The following is a 25,361-nucleotide window of genomic DNA, read 5'->3' on the forward strand; positions in this document are numbered from 1 at the left end:
CTCCAATATTGTAATTTTAATGGAAATCTCATCAATGTCATGGTCTTATTTTGGGGGGAAAGGTCATCGGCTGCTCCAATTTTTCAGGCTGGCAATTGATGAAGTCCTTAGCTATTGCCGATAATTTAGGTATTGATCGTTATATTGCTCAACAAGTTTATTATTCGCTGATTGGACGCGATTATGAATATGAATTAATGCCTCTTGCTTTGGATCAAGGTGTTGGTGCTATTATTTGGAGCCCTTTGGGGGGAGCACGATTAACCGGAAAAATACAACGTGGTAAACCAATACCGAAACTTAGCCGACTTCATACTACAAAAGAAATAGGCCCACCAGTTTCCGAAGAGATATTATTTAATGTAGTTGATGCATTAATAGAGCTTTCCGAGGAAACCGGAAAAACTATTCCACAAATTGCACTAAATTGGCTTTTACAAAAACCGACAGTCTGTAGTGTCATAATCGGAGTGAGAACAGAAGAGCAGCTCCAACAAAACTTGGGTGCAGTTGGATGGAGTTTAACCGATAAACAAGTAAAAAAATTAGATGGAATTAGCCAGCAAGTTCTGCCTTATCCATACTGGCATCAGGTTCGTTGGAAGTAAACGTAAAGCTACTCCAAAAAATATACTATTTCCAAATTTCATAGGAATAAAAATCTGAGATAGCTATTATTTATTATTTTAAAGGGGCAATATATGCCAGTTAATTTTCAGCAATTACCTCACTCAGGGATACGCTCTCTAGTATCCTACAGTTCAGCAAAATCTATTGATGAACTGGCGCGTGAAAAAGGAATTAAAAACATCATTAAGATGGCAAGTAATGAAAATCCTTTAGGATGCAGCCCTAAAGCATTAGCTGCCTTACATCAAATGACTTTTAAAATGTTATCTACTTACCCATCACCAAATAACCATCCTTTAAAATCGAAGTTAGCAAAGAAACTAAAAGTAAATGACAATCAACTATTGTTGAGTAATGGTTCAGATCATATATTTTCTCTACTTTTAAAAACGTTTACTTTGCATCTTGGGAAACATATTCTTTTGCATGACTATGCTTTTTGCTCCTATGCTCTTTTAGCTATCGCATTGAACATACCTTTTCATTCTGTGGCAATTAATGTTGACTGGGAAGTCAATATCAATAATCTGATTGAAGCCTGTAATACACAAACTAGTATCATTTTTTTAGCCAATCCTAATAATCCTACTGGGATACTTATAGATCGGGAGAAAATAAAAAAAATACTAGAAAATATTCCTGAAAGCACTTTATTAGTTATTGACGAAGCTTATTTTGAATTTGCAGCATCTCAATATAACTGTAACAGTATTGATTGGCTTGTAGATCACTCAAATTTAGTGATTACCCGTACTTTTTCTAAAATATATGGGTTGGCTGGTTTACGCTTGGGATATGCATTAGCTCATCCATCAATCATTGATATGTTACATCGCATACAACTACCATTTTCTGTTAATCAGGCTGCTTTGATTGCTGCAAATGCAGCTTTAGATGATGAGGAATTTATTAATTTAAGCTTGAAAACAAATGAGGAAGGGATGCAACAAATACGTGAAAGTTTTGAAAGTCTGAACATTAGCTATTTGCCTTCAGCCGCTAATTTTCTTACCTTTGATTGCAAGGGAAATAGCGCACAACTCTATAATCATCTTTTAGACAGAGGGATTATAGTCAGACCATTATATTATTATAAAATGGATAATTACCTTAGAGTAACTATCGGAACAAAAGAACAAAATATGCGTTTTATTAAAGCTTTGAATAGTTATTATCATAAATAATTAAGCTCAAATAGATAAGGACAAAGACTTCTATTTGGAACTTTTAAAAATGGACAAAAAGGCGCATCTATTTCACATTCTATTTAAGATGAGTATTACTTTTAAAAGGATTACATGCCTTTTTTGAAATTGTAAGTGGAATCCTTATACTCTTTATTAGTAGGGTAGAAATTATAAATTGGGTACTTGCGCTTGCTCAGGCAGAATTACTTGAGGATCCGGATTTCATAACATGTATGAGAATTTACAATTGGTAATAGTTTTTTATCCAATAGTATGTTTGCTAGTTGTTTTCCTGAGTAACCCTTATAAAAACATGCGTTTATTGCATTTGTTTCTAATAATACAGTTTCCATTTGTACTTCGAACCATCAATTTGAAGCATATTTTATAGGAAATTTTAATTATTAATAAGTCCGACGAGTTCGGGGGAATGTATATCATCTTCTATGGACATACAATCAAATTTATTATTACACATTCAGTTTGCACCCTGAGCTCACCCTGTAATTTCATTTTAATCTGGGCGAATTCTAACCTATTGATTCTATTGGCGTCCCGGAGAGGATTTGAACCTCCGACCTGCCCCTTAGGAGGGGGCTGCGCTATCCAGCTGTGCCACCGGGACCTTGATTGACGCGGTAAGTCTACCGTTATCCTTGAAAAATAACAACTTCCGAAGTTATGAATGCATCGAAAATGAATTAATTGTGATCATTTTGCATGTTAATTATGGTATAATGAAATGCCTATTTTTTTGAGCATCTGTAATGGACACTTTCGATCTAAAACATCCATTTCATTCAGCCTGGAATTTTTTATGGCAAGTCATTAAACCATATCGCTGGTGGTATGTTTTAATGTTTCAGGCACCGTTGCTCACCGCGTTTTATATTTTTGCGAATAATTATTCTTTTAAACTGCTGGTTGATGCATTTTCTAATGAAACGATCACTTCATACTACCAATTAGTGTTTCCTATTGTGCTGTTTATCACCGCACAAATTGTATTGGATGTTGTTTGGCGCATTAGTGATTTTGCTGAATGGAAGGCAGAGCCATATGCACGGCAAAGATTGTTATCTTCTGCTTACAATTATGTACAGCATCATTCGTATACCTATTTTCAAAATACGCCTAGTGGTACGGTACTTAGTAAACTGAAAGGGTTATTGGATGGATACGATAGTGTGTTCGCCAATCTTCATCATATTGTTGGAAAACATCTTTGTGTCGTTGTTGTTTCTGTTTTTGTCTTGCTGGTTGTCAATTTCAGTGTGTTTTGTTTTATGTTGGCTTGGTGTGTGTTGGTTATGATAATCATGCTGCCCATGGCGCTTAAATTGAATCAACTGTCGAATGATATGGCAGAGAGCAAACACCAGGTCATGGGGTCTTTTTCAGATAATATTACCAATATTTTTTCTCTATTTTATTTCGCAAAACGACGTGCCGAGCATCGACGGGTGAATGAGCTGATGTCAGATGATTTTGTGCCTCGGCAAATTGCCCTTTATCAGTATGATTTTAAATTTAATGTTGTTGGATCCGTACTTTATTGGTTCATGCTGATTGCCATTTTTATATTTATGATTTATCTACGAACACATGGGGTGATCTCTACAGGAGACTTTTTGTTTGTCATGCTCACTGCCATTGCTATTTCTTTTGATTTATGGGCACTTATGAGCAGTCTGTGTACGTTTTTAAAAGAAATAGGGGATTTCAAATCATCTTTTAGTATTTTAGCGATGCCACATGATGAGATTGATGAACACCATGCACAAGCATACTCAATACATCAGGGGAAAATTGAGTTTCGCAAGCTTTCTTTTGCATATGGCGAAGGAACTTCTGTATTTAAGAATCTTAATTTATTAATCAAACCAGGAGAAAAAATTGGCTTGGTTGGTCATTCTGGTGCAGGTAAGTCAACACTGATTTCTTTATTACTCAAGAATTTTAGGCCAACTGAGGGACAAATCTTAATCGATGATAAATCGATTTCTGAGATTACTTCAGATTCTTTGCGCCAGCAAATAGCGCTTATTCCCCAAGATATTATGCTTTTTCACCGTTCTATCGGGGAGAACATTGGTTATGCGAAAGAAAATGCAACACTTGAGGAGATAAAGCGCGCTGCTGCGATGGCGAATATCGATGATTTTATTGAATTATTGCCAGAAAAATATGACACCTTAGTTGGTGAGCGTGGCGTGAAGCTTTCTGGAGGACAGCGTCAACGTATTGCAATTGCACGTGCTTTTTTGAAAAATGCGTCACTTGTGGTTTTAGACGAAGCGACCTCAAGTCTGGATACGCTGTCAGAACAAGAAATTCAACAATCAATTAATGCAATGCTCGAACAAAACAATGCCACGGTCATAGCAATTGCTCATAGATTGTCTACAATTCGACACATGGATCGAATTGTAGTGATGGAGGGTGGGGCGATTATTGAAGAAGGGACTTTTAACGAATTAGTAAATAAGGAGCAGGGCTATTTCAAAAGGCTTTGGGACAGTCAGGTAAATGGAATGGTTTTATAAAGAGCGTAACCGAGAATTATCTCGGCTATGCTTTATATAGAGCTTTAGTGGAGTTTACTCTGAATAACAATATATATTGTTTCCACCTGGAATACCAGCACGGAATATGAGTGCGTTAACACCGACAATGTCTTTTTTCTCTTTTAAACAACGGTAACCAGGGTAAGTATAATAAAACTCACCTTCAGGCAACGCGACTCCTTTTTCAATTGTATAAGTATGAGCCTGTTCATTTACAGTGATAGGAACACTTTGCCAACTTTTGGTTTGTGTGACAATCACACTGTCGTCAGCTAATGCAGCTGTAGTGAATGTTAATAGTAACGTTGTTAGTAAAATTTTCATTTTGAATCCCTCCTACTTTTCATATGTCCATAAGTAGTATTTTTACATAAAATACGATTGGTTAATTATAGCACAAAAAGATGGGTATTTCCTCTTTGTGAGGATAAAATAAAATGTATGTGCCCACGAATATACATTATCTAAAATGTAGAGAAGCTCCAGTTACATTGCTGGGGCCTATGTTTATTTTTTGACAACAACGGGTAGCCTGGGTGAAGGTCCAAAGGACCGAAACCCGGGTTTCACGTTCGTTCCACCCAGGCTACAAGAACATTGATTATTGGGAAATGAACTCATTTAAAAAGGCCTATGAGCGCCATCATGACCATGCGTATGGTTGCCATCATGACCATGTGTATGACTTCCATTGTGGCTATGACTGTGCATGCTATCGTGCACAGGAATAGTACCTTGAGAAGAAGGATGTCCGTGTGAGCGTTCGCTACCGATGTATACGCTACTATTGGCATCGGTATCATAATAAGAAGAATAGCCAGGATCAGTGGAATAAAAACTATAATTTCTGTACCCTCTGTATCCTCCGTAACCTCTATACCCAGGAGTTGTGGTCGTTCTTATCGTAGTCTGCGTGTTGTTGTTACAACCAAATAAAAAGGGCAATACAAATAAGAGTCCAACCGCAATCAATGCAATTGGGGCTACAGGTGTAAAAGCAAAGGGTGATAAAAGCAGGGTTTTCGCAGCGATTGCTGTAGTGGCTGCTGCAGCAGATTTTAGTATTACTGCGGCAATAATTCCTGCTGCAACTAGAGCTGCGGTAGTGAGTGCAGCCATGTATTTGAGTAAAAAGCTATAATTAGTATCATCTTCCTTGTTCTTGGCCATAGGTCACCTCATGTGTTGTGCCAGATTAAATAAACAATTCCATTTGTGCTTGTCGATTTTGTATTCGACTGCTTTAAGATTGTACTATAGGAATATAGTAAAGAAAAATGCCATCTTTTTTACTTGTTGAAGGAGTGAATTTTATTGAGATGTCGTTACTTGAATTACGAGGGGACTATGATCATTTCTACGTACCGCGCATAAAGCACGGTACGTAGACTATCGGTTTAATAAAAGAATTAATCTTCGTCATCCCAGCTTAAAGTACCACCTGCTTGATATTCAATGACGCGAGTTTCAAAGAAATTTTTCTCTTTTTTCAAGTCCATCATTTCACTCATCCAGGGGAATGGGTTTTCAGCACCAGGGTATTGTTCTTGCAATCCAATTTGGTTTAAACGACGGTTCGCAATGAAGTGTATGTATTCTTCAAACATTTCTGCATTCATTCCCAATATGCCTTGAGGCATGGTGTCTTTGGCATATTGATACTCCATTTCCACACCTTGACGGATCAGTTGGATTATTTCTTCTTTGAATTCAGGTGTCCATAAATGTGGGTTCTCAATTTTAATTTGGTTGATGACATCAATACCGAAATTCATATGCATGGATTCATCACGCAAAATATATTGGAACTGCTCTGAAGTTCCTACCATTTTATTGCGACGCCCCATGGAGAGGATTTGTGTGAAACCAACATAGAAGAAGATTCCTTCAAATATTACATAGAAGGCAATTAAATCACGCAATAAGCGCTGGTCATCTTGTATGCTACCGGTATGGAATGTTTCATCACCCAAGCTTTGAGTAAAGGGTAATGCCCAAGCGGCTTTAGTCGCTACGGATGGGATTTCACGATACATATTAAAGACTTCTGCTTCATCAAGTCCCAAACTTTCAATGACGTATTGGTACGCATGCGTATGCAATGCTTCCTCAAATGCCTGACGTAATAAGTATTGTCTGCATTCAGGATTCGTAATATGTCGATAAACGGCGAGTACCAGATTATTCGCAACCAATGAATCTGCTGTTGAGAAAAATCCCAAATTACGTTTGATAATCAAACGCTCGGCTTCTGTAAGTCCATTAGGATCTTTCCAGAGCGCCACGTCAGCGCTCATGTTGATTTCATTGGGCATCCAGTGGTTTGCACAAGCAGTTAAATACTTATCCCAAGCCCATTTATATTTAAAAGGGACGAGTTGGTTTAAGTCAGCCCGGCAGTTGATGATACGTTTATCATCAACGTGAATACGTGCTGCGCCCATTTCAAGAGGTTCATATCCTGTTGCACCAGTATGAATTATATCTTGTTGTTGTATGATATTTTCTGACATTTAAATTCTCCTGATTATTGGCACGCTTCACAGTCTGGATCGAGAATGGAGCATACCTTAGGTTCCTCCGCTATTTTAACCGCATTGAGTGCACCATCAGTCACTGTGGATTTCTCTGCGTTGGATGCACCTAAGCTACGCAAATAATAAGTAGTTTTTAATCCACGTATCCATGCATGCATGTAGAGTTGGTCCAGTTTTTTACCTGATGGTTGAGCCATGTAGATGTTCAATGACTGTGCTTGATCGATCCATTTTTGACGACGAGAAGCCGCATCAACTAACCAAATGGGGTCAATTTCAAAGGAAGTGGCATAACGTTGTTTTAAGTCAGCAGGAATACGGCTGATTGGTTGTACGCTACCATTAAAGTATTTCAAATCATTGACCATTACTTCATCCCAAAGATTCAAGGCTTTCAAATCCGCAACCAAATAAGGATTTACGACAGTGAATTCTCCGGACAAATTGGATTTGACATACAAGTTCTGGTACGTAGGCTCAATGGATTGTGATACGCCACAAATATTAGAAATTGTAGCTGTAGGTGCTATAGCCATCACATTGGAGTTACGCATTCCCTGGGTACGCACTTTAATGCGTAAACTTTCCCAGTCTAAACGTTGTGAACGATCTTGTTCTAAGTATTTGTTACGTGCTTGTTGTAGCAGGTTAATAGAATCAATTGGTAGTATGCCTTTACTCCATAAAGAACCTTCGTAACTGGAATAACTACCTCGTTCTGCAGCCAAATCACAAGAGGCTTCAATTGCATAATAACTGATTAACTCCATGGATGAGTCTGCAAACTCCACAGCTTCTGGGGAAGCATAATCAATTTTTAATTCATACAAAGCATCTTGGAATCCCATTAAGCCTAAACCAATTGGTCTATGCTTCAAGTTGGAGTTACGTGCTTGTGGCACAGAGTAATAGTTAATATCAATGACGTTATCCAGCATACGAATAGCTGTTTTAATGGTGCGCTTTAATTTTTCAGTATCCAGCTTGCCCTTTGTGATGTGCGCAGGAAGATTGACACTGCCCAGATTACATACAGCAATCTCTTCTTCGGAGGTATTTAGCGTAATCTCCGTACACAAATTCGAGCTATGAACGACACCAGCATGTTGTTGTGGTGAACGTAAGTTGCATGGATCTTTAAAGGTCATCCATGGATGGCCAGTTTCAAAAAGCATGGATAACATTTTACGCCACAGCTTGACTGCAGATAATGTTTTTGCATTTTTTATGAGACCTTGACGTGCTTTTTCTTCATACTCACGATAGAGTGCTTCAAAGGCTTTGCCATATTGATCATGCAAAGTAGGTACTTCATCAGGTGAGAATAAAGTCCAATCCCCATTTTCACGTACACGAGCCATAAATAAATCAGGTATCCACAATGCAGTATTCATATCGTGCGTACGACGACGATCATCCCCAGTATTTTTTCTTAACTCAAGGAACTCTTCTACATCTTTATGCCAGCATTCCAGATAAGCACAGACTGCTCCTTTGCGCTTACCACCTTGGTTGACTGCAACTGCGGTTGCGTCAGCAACATTTAAGAAAGGAACTACGCCTTGTGACTTCCCATTGGTGCCTTTAATGTGTGAACCCATTGCACGAACTGGAGTCCAGTCATTACCCAAACCGCCAGCATATTTGGAAAGCAGGGCATTATCTTTAATGGCACTATAAATACCATCCAAATGATCAGGAACAGTAGTCAAGTAGCAACTGGATAATTGAGGTCTAACGGTCCCTGAATTAAACAGAGTCGGTGTTGATGACATGTAATCAAAAGAAGACAGCAATTGATAAAACTCAATGGCTTTATTATCTTTATCTTGTTCACGCATAGCTAATCCCATAGCAACACGCATAAAGAATGCCTGAGGCAATTCATAACGTACGCCATGGTCATGAATGAAGTAACGATCATATAAGGTTTGTAAACTCAAATAACTGAACTTCATATCGCGTTCAGGTAACAGGGCTTTGCCGAGTTTTTCTAAATCAAAGTCGGCCATTTTCGCATCCAGCATTCCTTGTTTGATGCCATGAGCAATATACACTTTGAAATAAGCTGGATAGAGTTTACTCATCTCATCAAAGGTTGCATCTGCTTGGATTTCTAATTTAGCGAGTGCTTCTATACGCAAGCTGTCTAATAACAAGCGGGCACTGACATAGGTATAGTTCGGCTCTTTTTCAACCAATGTGCGTGCTGCCATAATCAAGGCTTTGTGCACATCTTCAAATTTTGCTTGATTGTAAAGGTTGCGCATTGCGTCTTTGATGACAGGCTCTGCTTGAACATGTTCTAAATTACGACATGCTTCATCAACAATCGTGTTCAAGCGCTCAATATCTAATGGCTTTAATTCACCATCAGGCATTGTAATTAAAAGGGATTTATTATCATTAGCTTGCTGTTTTAATTCATTTGCGCGTGCTTTACGATGTTCTTCTCGGTACAACACATAAGCGCGCGCAACTTTGTAATGACCAGTGCGCATGAGTGCTAATTCGACTTGATCCTGAATGTCCTCAATATGAACTGCACCACCACTGGGTAAGCGACGTTTAAACACTTGCGTTATTTGATGGGTAAGTTCTTCAATTTGTTGATGAATACGATCTGAGGTAGAGGCTGTACCACCTTCGTCAGCAATAAATGCCTTAGTGATTGCCACTTTAATTTTCGAATCATCATAATTTACTACTTTACCATTGCGCTTAATGGTTTTTAATATACCAGGGGCATTAGCGGTCAATTCCAGTTGACTCGCTTGCGGTACATCATTTACCGGATCAAGAGTTGCGGACATTTTTCCTCCACGCATTTTTATTGTTATTTTATTATTAACAGGCAACTAAATTTATTCACTATTAATCTGATTATAGCACAACATATTGGGTTGTTCTTGGTGTAAAATAACAAGATAATGTGTTTTTGCTTAATGGTCAAGAGAATAATATGGGAGTATATTGTGGATAAGTTGTGGGTTTATTCACATTGTTCTTTATAAAAGAGATGTATCCTGGATTAGGGTAAACCGTAACTTGAGGAAACTATGAAAGAAAAAATCAGTTACGATTAACGGCTAACCTTAATTACGTTTTTTTACAATAATTGCATCACTGACATTAGAAAAGCCGTGAACATTTAGCAAGAATGAGCCAATGTGAGCATAAAGTTGGCTTGAGCTTCCTCCGTCCAGATTAATCGCATCAATACACGATAAGGGCGGGGATTTAAGTAATTGAGCAAGCTTGTTCGTAGTCATTGCTGTATTAGTTGAAACCAGAATAATGACTCTCCCATCAGCAGTGATTCCAAGCGCAGAACGGTCAGCTATGCCTGGTTTGAGGGAGGGGATTTTTCCTTTAATTAATAATCGTGGTCCACTTTGAATGGCAAAATCAATATCACTGTCATGGCTAAAACGGTTTAAGCTGGAAATATTCGCTGTATTATTTTTTACGTAAAAAATTCCCCACCAACTAATTCGTTTTAAAGGATTGATTAATTTCTTATTATTGATTCTTAGACCAAGTGGGTTAAATTCATGATCAAAAAAACCCCCATTAATACTCAAAAGAGCTTTACTGTGTTCAGCAAATTGATCTGCAGAGGCATTTTTTAAGGATAGTTTTTTGGCGCTGATCAAGGCCAGTTTATTTTTATTGAGATCAATACGAAATGCATAAATATGTGCCCAGGGTGAAAGAATACCACCAGAAAGATCCTGATATTCAATGCCGGCACTTAATTTACGCCAGTATCCTTCAGCATAGGAAGAATGAAGGGGTGTAAAGACGATACAAAGAACAAAGAGTAAACGGAACAAATATGATTTGTTTGCAGGATAAACATTGGTTTGTGAAGACATGTTATTGTATCCTTATGTACATCATTCAATACCACGGAATCTCTTATGCAAATAAAAACGCAACATAACAATAGTGAAGCACATAAGTCAACAACAGATTTAACCCGTTTGATGAATGAGGTGCTTGAACTTGCTAAAAAAGAAGGCGCAACTGACGCTATGGTCGCAGTAAATAATGATAAGGGTTTTTCAGTTGATGTGCGTATGGGAGAGGTTGAAACTGTTGCATTTAGCGAGGATAAAGGTGTTGGTTTGTCGGTTTATATTGGCCAACGTAAAGGTGGGGCAAGTAGTACAGATACGTCACCTGCAGCTTTGGAGGCAATGGTAAAAGCAGCATGTGACATCGCGCGAGTCAGTGCCGAAGATCCATGTTTTGGACTAGCAGATAAAGAATTGATGTCTAAAAATCATCCAGATCTTGATTTATATCATCCTTGGGATATAAATCCACAACAAGCAATTGAAATGGCTTTAAAATGTGAAAAATATGCATTATCACTAGATAAGCGAATAACTAATTCAGATGGTGTGAACGTATCGTCTTATGAATCACATCATGGATTTGCTAATACACATGGTGGATCTGGATTCATCCATAGTACCCGTCATGGGCTAAGTTGCTCCTTAATTGCAAAATCAGGCGAGGAAATGCAACGTGATTATGACTATACAACGGTACGTAATTCACAAGATTTAGTTGACCCTTATATTATTGCAAAAAATGCCGTTGATCGCGCGATAAGTCGTTTAGATGCACGGCAGATTGCAACTCAAGCAACCCCTGTTATTTTTTCGTCACGTATTTCTAGTGGTTTATTTGCAAGTTTTATTAGTGCAATTAGTGGTTCAAATCTTTATAGAAAAAATACGTTCTTGTTGGATTCTATAGGGCAACAAGTATTTCCAGAGTTTATTCGTATTTATGAGCAGCCTCACTTACTAGGTGCTTTGGGTAGTTCCCCATTTGATAGTGAAGGAGTTCCAACACGGCCTAATATTCTGGTTGAAAATGGTCGTGTGATGCAATACACATTAGGTAGTTATTCTGCTCGCAGAATGGGATTAAAAACCACTGCAAATGCCGATGGAGTTCATAATTTAACAATTGATCCTACAGCAGGCGATCTGGCCGATGTATTAAAAATAATGGGCAAAGGGTTATTGGTTACCGAATTGATGGGACAAGGAGTAAATATTGTAACGGGTGATTATTCACGGGGCGCCAGCGGCTATTGGATTGAAAATGGTAAAATCCAATATCCAGTTGATGAAATTACTATTGCAGGGAATTTAAAGGATATATTCAAAGCCATTCTTGCTGTAGGTAACGATATTAATCCAAATATTGCAACACGATGTGGATCCGTATTAATTGAAAAAATGATGATTGCCGGAAAATAAGTTCAGGATTTAATACCTGAGGTATTCTCACTTTTTTATTTCCCCTCATCCTAAGGAGAGAGGCGAGCGAAAATGTGGATACCTCAGGACTTAATGTCCTGTGTATATCCTGCAAGAAAATCTCAAAAAAATTTACACAATGCACTTGGGTGTGCTCATTGATGTAAACGTAAGTGTGCGCTTGACAAAGACAGCACTTATTATAATTTCCTCGGTCTATTTAAATGGCATTGTGTCCTTATTAAAATCATTGTTACTTGCTTTGTTGATTCTTTATTCTACGCTTTAGGTAAGAGGATTGATCGGAGACAACGGCATGCGCAGGGTAATTTTGGCAGCATTGCTGGTAGTGAATACTGCTTTTGCAGGGAGTGAGATTGTTGGTTTTGCAGCCTATGAAAATGGAGATTACACCACTGCTTATCCTTATTTAATGCAATCAGCACGGGATGGAAATCCTGAGGCCATGTATTTAGTTGGCCGCATGTATCAATACGGTGAAGGTATCGCTAAAAACTATACTGAAGCAATAAGTTGGTATCAAAAATCAGCGGATAAAAATAATGCTTTGGCACAACTGAGTCTCGGTTTTATGTACGATCTGGGACAAGGAGTAAAGCAAAATTTTCCAGAGGCATTTAAATGGTATATGAAGTCAGCAAACCAAGGTAATGCGATCGCACAGAGAAACATTGGTCTAATGTATGTAACGGGTGATGGTGTTAAAGAAAATAAAAAAACTGCCTTCGAGTGGTTCGAAAAATCTGCAAAGCAAGGATACAGTAAAGCACAGGTAAATCTTGCCTATGACTACATTTTGGGTGAAGGAACTACAAAAGATATTAATAAGGCTTTATATTGGTATCAGAAAGCTGCAGAGCAGGGTGATGTGCGAGCTGAGTATAGCTTAGGTCTTTTGTATACCGGACAACAACCAGGTGTTGCTCAAGATGATAAACTAGCATTTTATTGGTTTTCCCAGGCAGCCAATCAGGGACATGTCAAAGCAGAAACTTATCTGGCTTATTACTATCTTAAAGGCTATGGCGTTGAGGCAGATCCACAAAAAGCTGCATACTGGTACCAGGCTGCAGCGCTTAGCGGACAATCTGAAGCGCAAGTCGAAATGGGGCAATTACTTCTAACAGGAACTGGAATTGATAAGGATTACGAACAAGCGGCATATTGGTTTACTAAATCTGCTGCTCAAGGAAATCCAGTTGGACAAGCCAAATTAGGTTATATGTACCTTGCTGGATTGGGTGTTGATAAAGATTGGATAAAAGCTTATGCCTTGTTTAAGATTGCGGCACAGAGCAAAAATCAGGAAGCAATAAAAGAGCTGAAGATGTTGAAAAATAAACTATCTGATGCGGACGTTAAAGCAGGGAATGAGTTGGCCAAAGAAATATCTCAAAACAATAACTTTAAGCCACCTAAAAAAGAAAAATAATTGCACTCTTGGAGTGCAACATTCATTTACGCGAGCATATACGTGTCTAGCACATATCCTGGATTGTTAACTTTTTGTAAAAATTGTTAAAGTGCAATAATGATATTCTTTATTACTGTTTAAAATAAATACTATTGTAATTTAAGGGCTCATGATCGAAGAGATCATTTCTATGAGCTGAAGTGGTGTTTTATGCTAGAACGACAGGAGTTAATGAAAGAAATGCTTAATAATGCAAATACTCCTGCATTATCGTTGTCTTGGTGTCAAAAAGGCACACGCAATGCTGTAGCTTATGGAAAGACTGACACCTCAGCACCAAGTACTGTTGATACAAATACTTTATTCCAAGCAGCATCTTTAAGTAAGCCGGTATCATCAGCTATTATTTTAGATTTGGTTCATCAAGGTCAATGGGACTTAGACACCCCTTTGGCACTTATTACTGAATATGGCCCCCCAGAGCTTACAAAAGATCCTCATTATCGAACGCTTACAACTCGTATGGTCATAGGACAATGTTCTGGACTAGCAAACTTTGGCCAACCTGGTGATGATGGAACAAAGTTTATCGAAATACCTAATACTCGATTTACCTATTCAGGAGTAGCACTTGATTTTTTAAAAGAGGTTGTTGAGAAAAAAACGGGAAAAAAATGGGAAGAAATTGCCCAGGATTTTTTTAAAAGAGCTGGTATGAAGAGCTCTACCTTTCAGAGGCAGTTGCCAGATGACTATCTGAATGGTATTCGTCGAGATGTTGCCAAAGCGCACGAAGTGGGTCCATCTCCTGATGATCATTTCACTCCTTTACCACCATTACCAGACAATACACCTGGGATTCCTGCAGGATCTATGCTTACCACCGCCGAGGACTACATCTCCTTTCTGCAGTATTGCTTTAAAAATGATTATCTTAAATCAACACTACTGACAGGTGCTCTATCAGAACTACCCCAAACAACCTCCCCTGAAACCACACAAATTCAATGGGGTTTGGGAATGGGAGTTTATAGTAGCAGAGATCTAGAAAAGACTATTGCATTTCATTGGGGAAATAATAAAGGCTCTGTTGCATTTTGTGCGATGGATATGACGACCGGTGATTGTGCCGCAAGTTTTTCAAACTCAATGAACGGACCGTCTGTGTTTCAGCAGGTAGCAGAATCTATTGTTGGCGATATAAAACCATTATTTCAATGGTTATCTACTTATTGTTGTTTTAAAGATGTAAACGAACCCAAAGCACCAGCCGCAATTGCAGAGACAGTTCACTCAATTCACGCATTAACCGATATAAGTTCTGTGGCGCATGGCATAGAAATAACAAATCACTTCAAACAAGGAGTGAAACAATTACAGAACGGTGCTCTCACTTCCACTATTTCTTCCGATGATGGCAAAACTTTTATAATGTAATGAGTGATGTTTGTATATAGCAAACGTAGATCGGGTCAATTTTTTCGGGTACGCATAGGCGGCACACATATGTTCGCGTTAGTATGGCGTGATAAATTGCCAACAGCCTAATAAACATTGAAACTTTGTCGAATTACATTGACCGAGATTTTTCCATTCTTATCTTTGGTTCTTTTCAACACGGTATATACGGTAAAATTTAGATTATCGCTCGTTGCGTTGGCTACACTGAGGAAGTAACTACTCTCTAGAGTTATTTGATCACTAGCTATATCAAGTTTTTTGAGTAATTCTGAGATTTTTGCTAAGTCTTTAATTCCCTCTTCTTTTCTTACCTTGATTAGTTCATTAAGCTGAGTTTCCTTCATGCCGCTACCTAGTGATTTGAGTACTTTGATGGGGGCTGTATTAATATTAATTGGCGTGGCTTCAGGTAAGGCAGTAATTAACGGCTCTAGTGCTAAATAAAGTGGCGCATTCACGTCTTTGACTAGACGCAATTCAGACTTACTGCTCATGAGCTGATGACTGGGATAATAGGGAGGTTTTTGATTCGTGTAATAGGATAAATAGTTATCTTTACCTCGTGCGAGATCATAAGTGGAGATCCAATCATTAATTGCTAATGCTAACTTTACTTTTTCTGATTCAGCATTTTGTGGCATGGCAGCGCTGATAAGATTTGTAAAACCTAGCATCGATTTTCTATTTCCTAAGTTATTCACATTATATTGGGCCTGTAAATCATAAAGCGCACCTTTCAATGCAACAGTGTTGTAAAAGTTTTCCATAGTAGGCGGATAAATGCTGACAATTCCCTGAGGTGTCGCTTTATTAAATTTATTCTTTTTATCTGCTAATTGGCCCATAGCCCAAAAAGTAACCGCTTGTGAAGCAAGATAGAGCCTATCGTGAGTGACTATCAGTCTTGTACGGTAAATGTCTAATTGCACCTTGGTACTCATTGCGGTGGCGACAATTGCAACTAGAGTCATAATAAACAGGGCAGTGAGGAGGGCACTACCTTTTATTTTAGTTCGTAGCATAAAGCGCACCTGGTAGAATAAAAAGTAAAGTGATTTCGCCCTGGTCTTGCAAAGTCATATTTACCTGTATGGCTTTGGGAAAGGGCTCTTTACTTTGGTTTGAGCCTACAGCTTGTTCTCTCCATTCAGGCAGTATCTGTAAATTTTGATTTAAATAACCGAAATGACAATGAGTAAGGCGAGTCAACAAAGACTTATCTTCATAAATATTTTGATTGATTCTATCAAGCGTGCTCCAGGTTCTGCGAATTAAAGCGCCTTGCTGACAGACATAAGCAACCCGCTTTAGTGTACTACGCTTTTCGATGTTACCAGGGTTTACATCCCCATCACGAGTGAACTCTACGTAGCTTGTTTGCCCTATAAACGCAGATAACAAGCGCATATCATTGCTACGAATAGGACGCTCCACTGTTTGGCTTGTATCTTGTTGAATGAGACTTATCGCAAGTTGCAACTCATTTAAACGTTCACTTTGCTCATTGACTCGGGTGCGTGTTGTAAATGCATTATACAAAACGGAAGAAGTAATTGTTGCCAAAATGGCAAACACAGCAAGCGCGATTAAAATTTCAATGAGAGTAAAACCATGAAGCACTGCTGAATTGATATTCTTTTTCATGATACATACCGGAACGCTTGTAGTTCTTTTCTAAACTGACTTGATTTTTCTTTGCTCACTGATATCACTATTTTTTGAATATTTTTTTGTGGCGTCGAACTTACTTTGGCTCGCCAGTACCAGTGTTCTCCCAACATGGTTGTATCCTGAGTTGTTTCTTGGCTTTGATTAATCTGTAATAAATTGAGCTGAATCATCGCCACACCTTGCATAGCTACCCAATGGCTCACTGTCTTTTCTTTAACGCGACGAGTTGTTTCTACATTTTGTGATATTGCTTTAAGCAGGGCAGTTAATGCAATTGCTATTATAGAAAGTGCTAATAATACCTCTATTAAAGTGAACCCTGACTTATTTGATTGTGTACTCATTTAGTGCGTACCAAATTAAGTTGTAACTCGCCATTACGTTTGCCAATCAATGAGCCTAAATTTTCCTGCTTGATTCCAAAATTCAAAGTGAAAGGGGTCATATCACCACTTGCAGAGATAATAATGGCAGGAGTGCCTATCGAAGTGGCGTTATTGGTTTTCAAAGTAATATGTGTGCCTTGGGGAAAATAAGTCATTTTAAACACCCCTTTTTCGGAAATGGGTTTCCATTGAGCATTATTATTGAGTTGTAAAACCTGATAACTGATATTATCAATTCGCAAACCAAGTGTACCGGTTTCTAAAATGGCCTGCTGTTGTGCTAGACGCAGTGTATTGGCTAATTGTTCCGCAGAAAACAAGACACGTCGACTTTCACCAAAATCACCAAAAGCAATCAAGGCAAAACCAAAGGTGATGCCTATAATCACTAAAACAATCAAGATTTCAATTAGGGTAAAACCTTGATTCGATTTCTTCGGGGCTGTTGCTACCGTGGAGCGCTGCATGGAGCATAGACGCTCACGTACTTGTGTATACACATTGGCCTTGCGCGCTGTTTTTACTTGCACTTCTTTCTCGGTAGCTTCTTGCTGAAGAAATCTATTTTTTCTCATCCCAGTTACCAATTTCGGCATTAATACCCGTACCTCCAGGTTGTCCTTCAGCACCGTAGGTGAATACATCAACATCACCATGTTGACCAGGATTTAAATATAAGTAGTCTCGGCCCCATGGGTCTTTGGGGAGTGACTTAAGATATTGTTTCCAATTATTTGGCGTTGGATTTGACGTGGGTTTTTCAACAAGTGCCATTAAGCCCTGATCAGTAGATGGATAATTACCATTATCAAGCTTATATAAATCCAGAGCATTTTGTATCGCAAGTACGTCTTGCTTGGCTTTTACTTTTCGCGCTTCATCTGGGCGTCCCATAATTTTAGGTACAACTATAGAAGCTAGGATACCTAATATAACAACAACAACCATGATTTCAATTAATGAGAAACCTTTTTGTCTATTCATTTTTACTCCAATTAAACGTAGACTGAATTAAACTTCGAAAAAGCCGTTAAAGCTTTAGCGTGCTCGCCATTGTTTCAACTATTTTCCTAAGTTAAATGATGAGAAACCCGATACTTAACAGGCTACACGTTTTTAACTTTAAGTAATTAATTGTTCCATTGAGAAAATAGGTAATAATGTCGCGAGTACAATAAACAGGACAACCGCTCCCATTATCAAAATCACCAAAGGTTCCAATAATGTTAATGAGGTGTCAATTAACCGCTTAACTTCATTATCCAGATGTACGGCTGCACGCTCCATCATATTGGATAACTGGCCACTTTTCTCACCACTGGCAATTAAATGGATTGCCATAGGACTAATATAACCTGTTTCTTTTAAGGCTTCACTAATCCCACATCCTTCCCTAACTTTAATTGTAGCAGTATCGAACGCCTGCCGCATCACGACATTAGTTACTAGACTTGCTGCAACACGCATGGTTTCTAGAACGCTCACACCCGCTGCGAAAAGTATACCAAAAGTATGTATGTAACGCGAAATATTAACTGTTTTTACTAAGTATGAAACGATAGGTAATTTCAATAATAGGCGATGCCAAAGAGTTTTAATTTTTTCATTGGCAAGGCTTTTCTTAAAGCCAATACATATCAGGATAATGCCAATTAAAGCATATAGGCCATAATTTTTAATGAAATGGCTTATATTAATTAGTATTAGCGTCATTTCAGGAAGGGTTTGTCCTCCGCTGGTGAAAACCTCGATGATTTTAGGAACTACAAAACTCAGCAAAAAACAAATAATAGCAATTGAAACGAGGATCATAATAAGCGGATAAATCAAGGCTTGCTGGACTTTTTGCCGTGTTTGCTGTTGATTTTCAGTGTAATCAGCTAATTTTTCTAAAACTACATCGAGGTGTCCAGTTTGTTCACCTGAGCCTACCGTGGACCGATATAATTCTGGGAATGCATGTGGAAATTGTGCCATAGCTTGTGCTAATCCATAGCCTTCAAGTACTTTTGCGCGAACACCGATAATCAGTTCCCTTACTTTATCTTTTTCTGTTTGCTCACTAACCCCGCGTAACGACTCCTCAACAGGGATGCCAGCGGCAAGCAAGGTAGCTAATTGACGAGTGAATAGCGCAAGGTCAGCTGCAGAAATTTTACCTTTGGCTTGGCTACCTGAACGTTGCTGGGCTAACGCACGAATTTGGGTAGGAATAAGTCCTTGATCACGCAAAAGTTGGCGCGCGTGACGTTCAGAGTCTGCTTCCAATACACCTTTAGTTGCGTTACCGCTTTTTTGAATGGCCTGATATTGATAAGCACCCATAATTTTTATGGTTTATGTTAAAACATAGAGTTTAATCTATTGGGTTTAATAAGTCACTTAAGGTACACTATATACCCAGACTATCCTGGAGAGCAATAATGAGCAAAAATACAGTACTTGAGGCGATTAAGGAACATGATGCCAAATTAATTGATCTGCGATTTACAGATATTCGCGGAAAAGAACAGCATATCACCATTCCAGTTTCATCTGTGGATGACGATTTTGTCGAAAATGGGAAAATGATTGATGGATCATCTTTTGAAGGATGGCAGAAAATACATCAGTCTGATTTGGCTTTAATGCCTGATCTGGAAACAATTAAGCTTGATCCTTTTTTTCAAGACAATACGTTATTTATTCGATGTAATGTAGTTGACCCAAAAACCATGATGGGATACGAACGTTGTCCCAGATCGCTTGCTTTGCGAGCTGAAGCTTATTTGCAATCTACTGGTATTGCAGATACTTGTCTTTTTGGACCTGAGCCAGAGTTTTTTGTTTTTGATAGCGTACAATGGGAAACAACCATCGGTGGCGCTTTTTATAAAATCGACTCAGAAGAAGCTCAATGGTATTCAGGAAAAGCGTTAGAAGGGGGCAATATCGGCCATCGCCCAGCAATAAAAGGTGGTTATTTCCCTGTTCCTCCAGTAGATTCCTCGCATGATCTGCGTTCTGCAATGAGCTTAACTCTTGAATCATTGGGCATGGTAGTCGAAGCACACCATCATGAAGTTGCTACGGCAAACCAATGTGAAATTGCTACTCGATTTAATACGTTGACAAAGAAAGCAGATGAACTGCTTATTTTAAAATATGTAGTGCATAACGTAGCCCATAATTATGGAAAAACAGCTACCTTTATGCCTAAGCCTTTAGTTGGTGATAATGGAAGTGGGATGCATTGCCATCAATCATTAGTTAAAGATGGGGTGAATCTGTTTTCTGGTGATCAATATGCTGGTCTTTCAGAAACAGCACTTTATTATATTGGTGGAATTATCAAGCATGCTCGTGCTTTAAACGCATTTACTAACCCATCAACTAACAGTTACAAACGCTTAGTACCAGGTTTTGAGGCTCCAGTTCTACTGGCTTATTCAGCAAGAAATCGTTCTGCTGCGATTCGTATTCCTCATGTGAACAATCCTAAAGCGCGTCGTATTGAAGTACGTTTCCCTGATCCTACAGCAAACCCATACTTAGCATTTGCTGCTATGATGATGGCAGGATTGGATGGAATCCAACGAAAAATTCATCCAGGCCATGCAATGGATAAAGATCTCTATGATTTACCTCCAGAAGAACTTGTTGATGTACCCACAGTATGTGCTTCTTTGGAACAATCTATGGAAAATCTGGCAATGGATTATGATTTCTTGTTACAAGGTGATGTGTTTACCCAAGATTTCATTAATAACTACATTAGTATGAAGCAAAAGGAAATTAGTAAAATCAGAAGCCTGACTCATCCATACGAGTTTGAGCTTTATTACAGCCTTTAGGGATAAACGGTGATGAATAAATTTTTTGTTTTTCTATCATTGACGATGGTGATTTGCGCATCTTATGCGCAAATTTACAGATGGACGGACAGCCAAGGAAATGTTCATTTCAGCGATACCCCACATCCGGGAGCTGAAGTAATAACGATTCCTGATGCACAAAGTTTTTCATCACCAACCCCTTCAACTGCACCAACAGAACCAGAACATGGGGAGCATGCAGTAAAGTTAAAACATACTTATACTAAATTAGCGATTGCCCAGCCTCAAACAAGTACAACAATTCGTAATAATCAAGGGTTTGTTGCAGTGACTGTAGAAGTAGAACCTGATTTATTCCCAGGGGATAAGTTGCAATTAATATACGATAACGGTGCCCTTGGCGAGCCGCAAAGAAATCCTGTGTTTGAAGTAAACGGTATGTATCGAGGAACTCATACATTAGCAGTACAAATTTTGGATGCAGATGGAAATGTGATTGAAACAAGCGATCCTATAACTATTTATGTTTTTAGACCACGAGTAGGCATGGTTCCTGGTGGAGGAGCACGTTAGGTCTGTAAATAGGCTCTAAGTTTCTAGGGAAAAATAAATTATGCTAATTCTATTATCGCCAGCTAAAAAATTATTAAATACTTCTAAACCGTATACTGAAACTACATCGCAACCTATATTTTTGGATAAAACAAATACTCTTGCTCAATTGATGAAAACAAAATCAGTGACAGAGATAGCTGCTCTGATGGATTTGTCTAAGGATTTAGCTGAATTAAATTATCATCGTTATCAATCTTTTGATTTGGATAAAAAAGTATTGCCACACTCATATCCTGCTTTATTTTTATTTCAGGGAGATGTGTATCAGGGTTTAAACGCGGCAAGCTGGGAACAAAAGACTGTGGCATATTCACAAAATCACCTGCGAATATTATCTGGGCTCTATGGTTTATTGAAACCTCTTGACAGCATTCAGCCTTATAGACTTGAAATGGGGGTACGCTTAGAGAATCCTTCTGGCAAAAATCTATATGATTTTTGGCAAGAAGCAGTGACTCATGCACTGAATCAACAATTGGCTATGCAAAATAATCCTGTGTTGATTAATCTTGCCTCCACGGAATATTTTAAAGCAGTTGATGAAAAAAAATTGAATTATCCAATTGTTACGATTAATTTTTATGAAAAGAAGAATGAGCAAATGAAAATGATTGGCATTCATGCTAAAAAAGCTCGCGGAACAATGGCAAAATTTCTTATGCAAAATCAATTTGATGATTTGACCCAGCTTAAGCAATTTAATGAATTGGGCTATAAGTTTCATAAATCAACTTCAACTGAGCAACATCTTGATTTTGTCAGGGATGCTCATTAATTATTATTTCACATGTAGCTTGGTGTCGCGCAGCGTTTTGTAAATATGATTTCCCGGGTTTCGCTACGCTGCACCCAGGCTACATGTATTATTTATTTTATTCTTATGTGGAATTTATCCAGTCGAGTACATCACTTAAATCATTTTCCTGCTCAGGAGGTGAATTGTTATGTTAAGCGCGATGATGAGTTAGGATGTGGTATTAGTGGGTCAAAATTGCGTAAATATGCCAGTCTTTTCCCTTTTTTAATAAAGCAGGGAATACAGCATTTAATTATTATTGCAGGACCACAATCTAATAATTTACTCGCCGCACTACAGTTGGCCAGAGAGTTTAAGCTAAATGTTACTGTTTTTCTAATTCAGCCCTGGAAATTAGAGCTACAGGGGAACTATAAATTAAGTCGTTTATTTCTCGATGAACGGGAGATTGTGTGGGTTAATCGTGATCAATGGCCACAGGTTAATGAATTGGCATATAACTACTTACACGCACTAAAAGAACCTGGATTTGTTTTAGAGGAAGGCGCAAGTGTTCTAGAAGCAATGAGCGGAGCATTGACCCTCGCTGATGATATTATTTTGAATGAGTACGCTTTAGATTTAAAATTCCAACATATTTTTATGGACGCAGGCACTGGTTTTTCAGCTACAGCTCTGATTAATGGATTGAACCGATTAAATCATTTAGCACAAGTTCATGTACTGCTGCTTGCTGATAACGAATCAATTTTTAGAAATAAATTAGAACAATGGATTGGATTTATCCCTCAAAATTTTCTTTGCTTTTACCCTACTACAGCAAAAGCTTTTGGTTCTGTAAATCAAACCATTAAAAATGAAGTCAAACGCATGGCGCGAGAGGAGGGTATTTTGGCTGATCCCATCTATGCAGCAAAGCTATTTTATGAATCAAGAAAATGCATTGAAAGCCAGAAATTAAAAGGCAATGTCTTAATTATTCACTCCGGCGGTACATTAACGATGCCTGGGTTTAATTACATAGAGAACAAATGATAATTTCATTCTATTTCCCCCTTGAAATTTATTAAATCAAACCCTATATGTAGAACATCATCATAAAATGTGTAACTAGGAGATCAGGTAAATGTCGAGTAAGCAACAAACTATGGGCTTTCAAACAGAAGTAAAGCAAATGTTGCATTTGGTAGTGCATTCGCTTTATAGCAACAAGGAAATATTTTTACGAGAGCTGGTATCTAATGCTTCGGATGCATTAGATAAATTAAGATTTTTGGCTTTATCAAACAGTACACTTTATGAAAATGATTCTGATTTAAAAATTACTATTGATGTGAATGAAAAGTTAAAAACAATCACCATTAAAGATAATGGCATTGGTTTAAGTTGGGATGAAGCGGTTGAAAACTTAGGAACAATTGCAAAATCAGGCACTAGGGAATTTATGAGTCATTTAACAGGTGAAAGTGCAAAAGATTCACAGTTAATAGGGCAATTTGGTGTAGGTTTTTATTCAGCATTCATCGTTGCAGATAAAGTCACTGTAAAAAGTCGACGCGCAGGCATGAAACCTGAAGAGGGAATCGTTTGGGAATCTAATGGTGAAGGCGAATTTACCATTGCCTCTGAAAATAAAACAACACGCGGTACGGAAATTACCTTACATATCAAAGACGATTGTGATGAGTTTCTTAGTGATTGGCGTTTACGAAGTATTATCAGCAAATATTCAGATCATATTTGCTGGCCTATCATGATGAAGAAAGTTGCTGAAGATGATAAAGAGTCAAACGAATATGAAACGGTAAATAAAGCAACTGCTTTATGGACGATGCAAAAATCAGATATTACCGATGAAGAGTATAAACAACTCTATAAACACATTTCACATGACTTTCAGGAGCCTCTCATCTGGTCTCATAACCATGTTGAAGGTAAGAATGATTATGTTTCTTTACTTTATATTCCTGCTCATGCTCCGTTTGATATGTGGCAAAATGAAATGAAGCATGGTTTAAAACTTTATGTGAAACGTGTTTTTATTATGGATGATGCCACCCAATTTTTACCTCGTTATTTACGTTTTGTAAAAGGTATTGTTGATGCGAGTGATTTACCACTTAATGTGTCACGAGAAATTTTACAAGACAACAAACAAGTAGAAAGCATCCGCTCTGCATGTACAAAACGTGTTTTATCAATGCTTGAAAAAATGAGTACTCAGGATAAAGAAACGTATCAAAAGTTTTGGAATGAATTTGGATTGGTTTTAAAAGAAGGCCCCATCGAGGATTTTACTAATAAAGAAGCCATTGCCAAATTACTTCGTTTTGCTACGACTGCGACTAATTCAGAGAAGCAAGAAGTTACATTAGATGAGTACATCAGTCGCATGAAAGAAGGGCAAGATAAGATTTATTACATTACGGCTTCCAGTTACAATGCCGCAAAAAATAGTCCTCATTTGGAAATTTTTAGGAAAAAAGGAATAGAAGTATTATTGCTGAGTGATAAGATCGACGAGTGGTTGGTTGGTTATTTAAGTGAATATGCTGAAAAGAAACTACAGTCTATTTCCAAGGGAAAAGTTGAATTAGATGATGATTCTTCAGAGCAAATTAAAGAACAAGAAAAAACACTCGAGCCTTTATTGAAGCATATTAAGAAGGTTTTAGATTTGCGAGTTAAAGAGGTGCTGGTGACAAATAGGCTAACTGATTCGCCTGCATGTATTGTTGCGGATGAGCAAGATATGGGCTTAGAAATGCAACGCATCCTACAAGCTGCTGGCCAACAAGTGCCTGTGAGCAAACCTGTGTTTGAAATTAATCCTGAACATGCCTTAATTAAACGTTTGGATGATATTCAAGATGATGATTTATTTGAATTATGGGTCACTATGCTATTCGAACAAGCTGTTTTAGCTGAAGGCGGACAATTAGATAATCCTGCCGATTTTGTAAATCGAATCAATAAGTTATTGGTTTCATCTGCAGTGTAACAACAATTCTTCGCAGC

General features: G+C 38.1%; 22 protein-coding genes and 1 tRNA gene. 11 read left to right on the forward strand and 12 right to left on the reverse strand.

Features of this window, described 5'->3' with window-relative positions; genetic code table 11:
• Positions 1–50: 50 nt before the first annotated feature.
• Together BGO44_RS07035 and hisC are read left to right on the forward strand one after the other, a co-directional pair.
• Positions 51–608, forward strand: a complete 558-nt coding sequence (locus tag BGO44_RS07035; protein WP_273200582.1) for an aldo/keto reductase — start codon at positions 51–53, stop codon at positions 606–608.
• Positions 609–701: 93 nt separating this feature from the next.
• Positions 702–1,814, forward strand: coding sequence for a histidinol-phosphate transaminase (gene hisC, locus BGO44_RS07040; protein ID WP_273200584.1), 1,113 nt, complete (start codon positions 702–704; stop codon positions 1,812–1,814).
• Positions 1,815–2,365: 551 nt separating this feature from the next.
• Here hisC and BGO44_RS07045 read toward each other — a convergent pair.
• Positions 2,366–2,442, reverse strand: a tRNA-Arg gene (locus tag BGO44_RS07045).
• A 142-nt stretch (positions 2,443–2,584) separates the two neighbouring features.
• Between BGO44_RS07045 and BGO44_RS07050 the strand changes: the two genes are divergently transcribed.
• Positions 2,585–4,363: an ABC transporter ATP-binding protein gene (locus BGO44_RS07050; protein WP_273200586.1), complete on the forward strand. Its 1,779-nt coding sequence runs from the start codon at positions 2,585–2,587 to the stop codon at positions 4,361–4,363.
• Positions 4,364–4,417: 54 nt separating this feature from the next.
• Here BGO44_RS07050 and BGO44_RS07055 read toward each other — a convergent pair whose 3' ends face one another.
• From BGO44_RS07055 to BGO44_RS07075, 5 genes are all read right to left on the reverse strand, one after another.
• The gene (locus BGO44_RS07055) at positions 4,418–4,708 is read right to left on the reverse strand and encodes a hypothetical protein (protein ID WP_273200589.1); all 291 of its coding nucleotides are present in this window, start codon (positions 4,706–4,708) and stop codon (positions 4,418–4,420) included.
• Positions 4,709–5,005: 297 nt separating this feature from the next.
• Positions 5,006–5,554, reverse strand: coding sequence for a hypothetical protein (locus BGO44_RS07060; RefSeq protein ID WP_273200591.1), 549 nt, complete (start codon positions 5,552–5,554; stop codon positions 5,006–5,008).
• Between the two features lie 239 nt (positions 5,555–5,793).
• Complete coding sequence (locus BGO44_RS07065; protein WP_058510148.1) at positions 5,794–6,897, reverse strand: ribonucleotide-diphosphate reductase subunit beta; 1,104 nt, start codon at positions 6,895–6,897, stop codon at positions 5,794–5,796.
• Between the two features lie 14 nt (positions 6,898–6,911).
• Positions 6,912–9,734, reverse strand: coding sequence for a ribonucleoside-diphosphate reductase subunit alpha (locus tag BGO44_RS07070; RefSeq protein WP_273200592.1), 2,823 nt, complete (start codon positions 9,732–9,734; stop codon positions 6,912–6,914).
• Positions 9,735–10,016: 282 nt separating this feature from the next.
• The gene (locus BGO44_RS07075; protein WP_058510150.1) at positions 10,017–10,799 is read right to left on the reverse strand and encodes a phosphodiester glycosidase family protein; all 783 of its coding nucleotides are present in this window, start codon (positions 10,797–10,799) and stop codon (positions 10,017–10,019) included.
• A gap of 45 nt (positions 10,800–10,844) precedes the next feature.
• On the opposite strand from BGO44_RS07075, the gene pmbA reads away from it, so the two are divergent.
• The 3 genes from pmbA (at position 10,845) to BGO44_RS07090 (ending at position 15,075) form a co-directional block, all read left to right on the forward strand.
• Positions 10,845–12,203, forward strand: coding sequence for a metalloprotease PmbA (gene pmbA / locus BGO44_RS07080; RefSeq protein ID WP_058510151.1), 1,359 nt, complete (start codon positions 10,845–10,847; stop codon positions 12,201–12,203).
• A gap of 316 nt (positions 12,204–12,519) precedes the next feature.
• Entirely contained in the window at positions 12,520–13,656 is a 1,137-nt protein-coding gene (locus BGO44_RS07085; RefSeq protein ID WP_273200594.1) for a tetratricopeptide repeat protein, read from the forward strand.
• Positions 13,657–13,848: 192 nt separating this feature from the next.
• Positions 13,849–15,075: a serine hydrolase domain-containing protein gene (locus BGO44_RS07090; RefSeq protein WP_273200596.1), complete on the forward strand. Its 1,227-nt coding sequence runs from the start codon at positions 13,849–13,851 to the stop codon at positions 15,073–15,075.
• Positions 15,076–15,182: 107 nt separating this feature from the next.
• On the opposite strand, the gene gspK is transcribed toward BGO44_RS07090, so the two are convergent.
• From gspK to lspF, 6 genes are all read right to left on the reverse strand, one after another.
• On the reverse strand, positions 15,183–16,121 hold the full coding sequence (gene gspK, locus BGO44_RS07095; protein WP_273200597.1) for a type II secretion system minor pseudopilin GspK: 939 nt from the start codon (positions 16,119–16,121) through the stop codon (positions 15,183–15,185).
• Positions 16,108–16,743, reverse strand: a complete 636-nt coding sequence (gene lspJ, locus BGO44_RS07100) for a GspJ family T2SS minor pseudopilin variant LspJ (RefSeq protein ID WP_058510156.1) — start codon at positions 16,741–16,743, stop codon at positions 16,108–16,110. The genes gspK and lspJ overlap by 14 nt, the downstream gene beginning before the upstream one ends.
• Positions 16,740–17,114, reverse strand: a complete 375-nt coding sequence (gene lspI / locus BGO44_RS07105; RefSeq protein ID WP_273200599.1) for a GspI family T2SS minor pseudopilin variant LspI — start codon at positions 17,112–17,114, stop codon at positions 16,740–16,742. The genes lspJ and lspI overlap by 4 nt, the downstream gene beginning before the upstream one ends.
• Positions 17,111–17,731, reverse strand: a complete 621-nt coding sequence (gspH, locus tag BGO44_RS07110; protein ID WP_273200601.1) for a type II secretion system minor pseudopilin GspH — start codon at positions 17,729–17,731, stop codon at positions 17,111–17,113. Before gspH ends, lspI begins: the two co-directional genes overlap by 4 nt.
• The gene (gene lspG, locus BGO44_RS07115) at positions 17,718–18,140 is read right to left on the reverse strand and encodes a GspG family T2SS major pseudopilin variant LspG (protein ID WP_273200603.1); all 423 of its coding nucleotides are present in this window, start codon (positions 18,138–18,140) and stop codon (positions 17,718–17,720) included. The genes gspH and lspG overlap by 14 nt, the downstream gene beginning before the upstream one ends.
• Before the next feature lie 138 nt (positions 18,141–18,278).
• Positions 18,279–19,481 (reverse strand): GspF family T2SS innner membrane protein variant LspF, encoded by a 1,203-nt coding sequence (gene lspF, locus BGO44_RS07120; RefSeq protein WP_058510159.1) that lies wholly within the window; start codon positions 19,479–19,481, stop codon positions 18,279–18,281.
• A 98-nt stretch (positions 19,482–19,579) separates the two neighbouring features.
• Here lspF and glnA point away from each other — a divergent pair, with 98 nt between their 5' ends.
• The 5 genes from glnA (at position 19,580) to htpG (ending at position 25,344) form a co-directional block, all read left to right on the forward strand.
• A complete protein-coding gene (gene glnA / locus BGO44_RS07125) occupies positions 19,580–20,989 on the forward strand; it encodes a type I glutamate--ammonia ligase (protein ID WP_058510160.1) in 1,410 nt (469 codons plus the stop codon).
• 12 nt (positions 20,990–21,001) lie between these two features.
• Complete coding sequence (locus BGO44_RS07130) at positions 21,002–21,544, forward strand: DUF4124 domain-containing protein (RefSeq protein WP_058510161.1); 543 nt, start codon at positions 21,002–21,004, stop codon at positions 21,542–21,544.
• 40 nt (positions 21,545–21,584) lie between these two features.
• Positions 21,585–22,361 carry a peroxide stress protein YaaA gene (yaaA, locus tag BGO44_RS07135; protein ID WP_273200605.1) on the forward strand — a complete coding sequence of 259 codons (777 nt, stop codon included), beginning with the start codon at positions 21,585–21,587 and terminating at the stop codon, positions 22,359–22,361.
• A gap of 105 nt (positions 22,362–22,466) precedes the next feature.
• Positions 22,467–23,378, forward strand: coding sequence for a 1-aminocyclopropane-1-carboxylate deaminase (locus tag BGO44_RS07140; RefSeq protein ID WP_273200608.1), 912 nt, complete (start codon positions 22,467–22,469; stop codon positions 23,376–23,378).
• Between the two features lie 91 nt (positions 23,379–23,469).
• On the forward strand, positions 23,470–25,344 hold the full coding sequence (gene htpG, locus BGO44_RS07145; protein ID WP_058510164.1) for a molecular chaperone HtpG: 1,875 nt from the start codon (positions 23,470–23,472) through the stop codon (positions 25,342–25,344).
• Positions 25,345–25,361: the final 17 nt, after the last annotated feature.

Origin of the sequence: Legionella sp. 39-23 (assembly GCF_001897665.1) — a bacterium.
In the GTDB taxonomy this organism is placed as follows: domain Bacteria; phylum Pseudomonadota; class Gammaproteobacteria; order Legionellales; family Legionellaceae; genus Legionella; species Legionella steelei.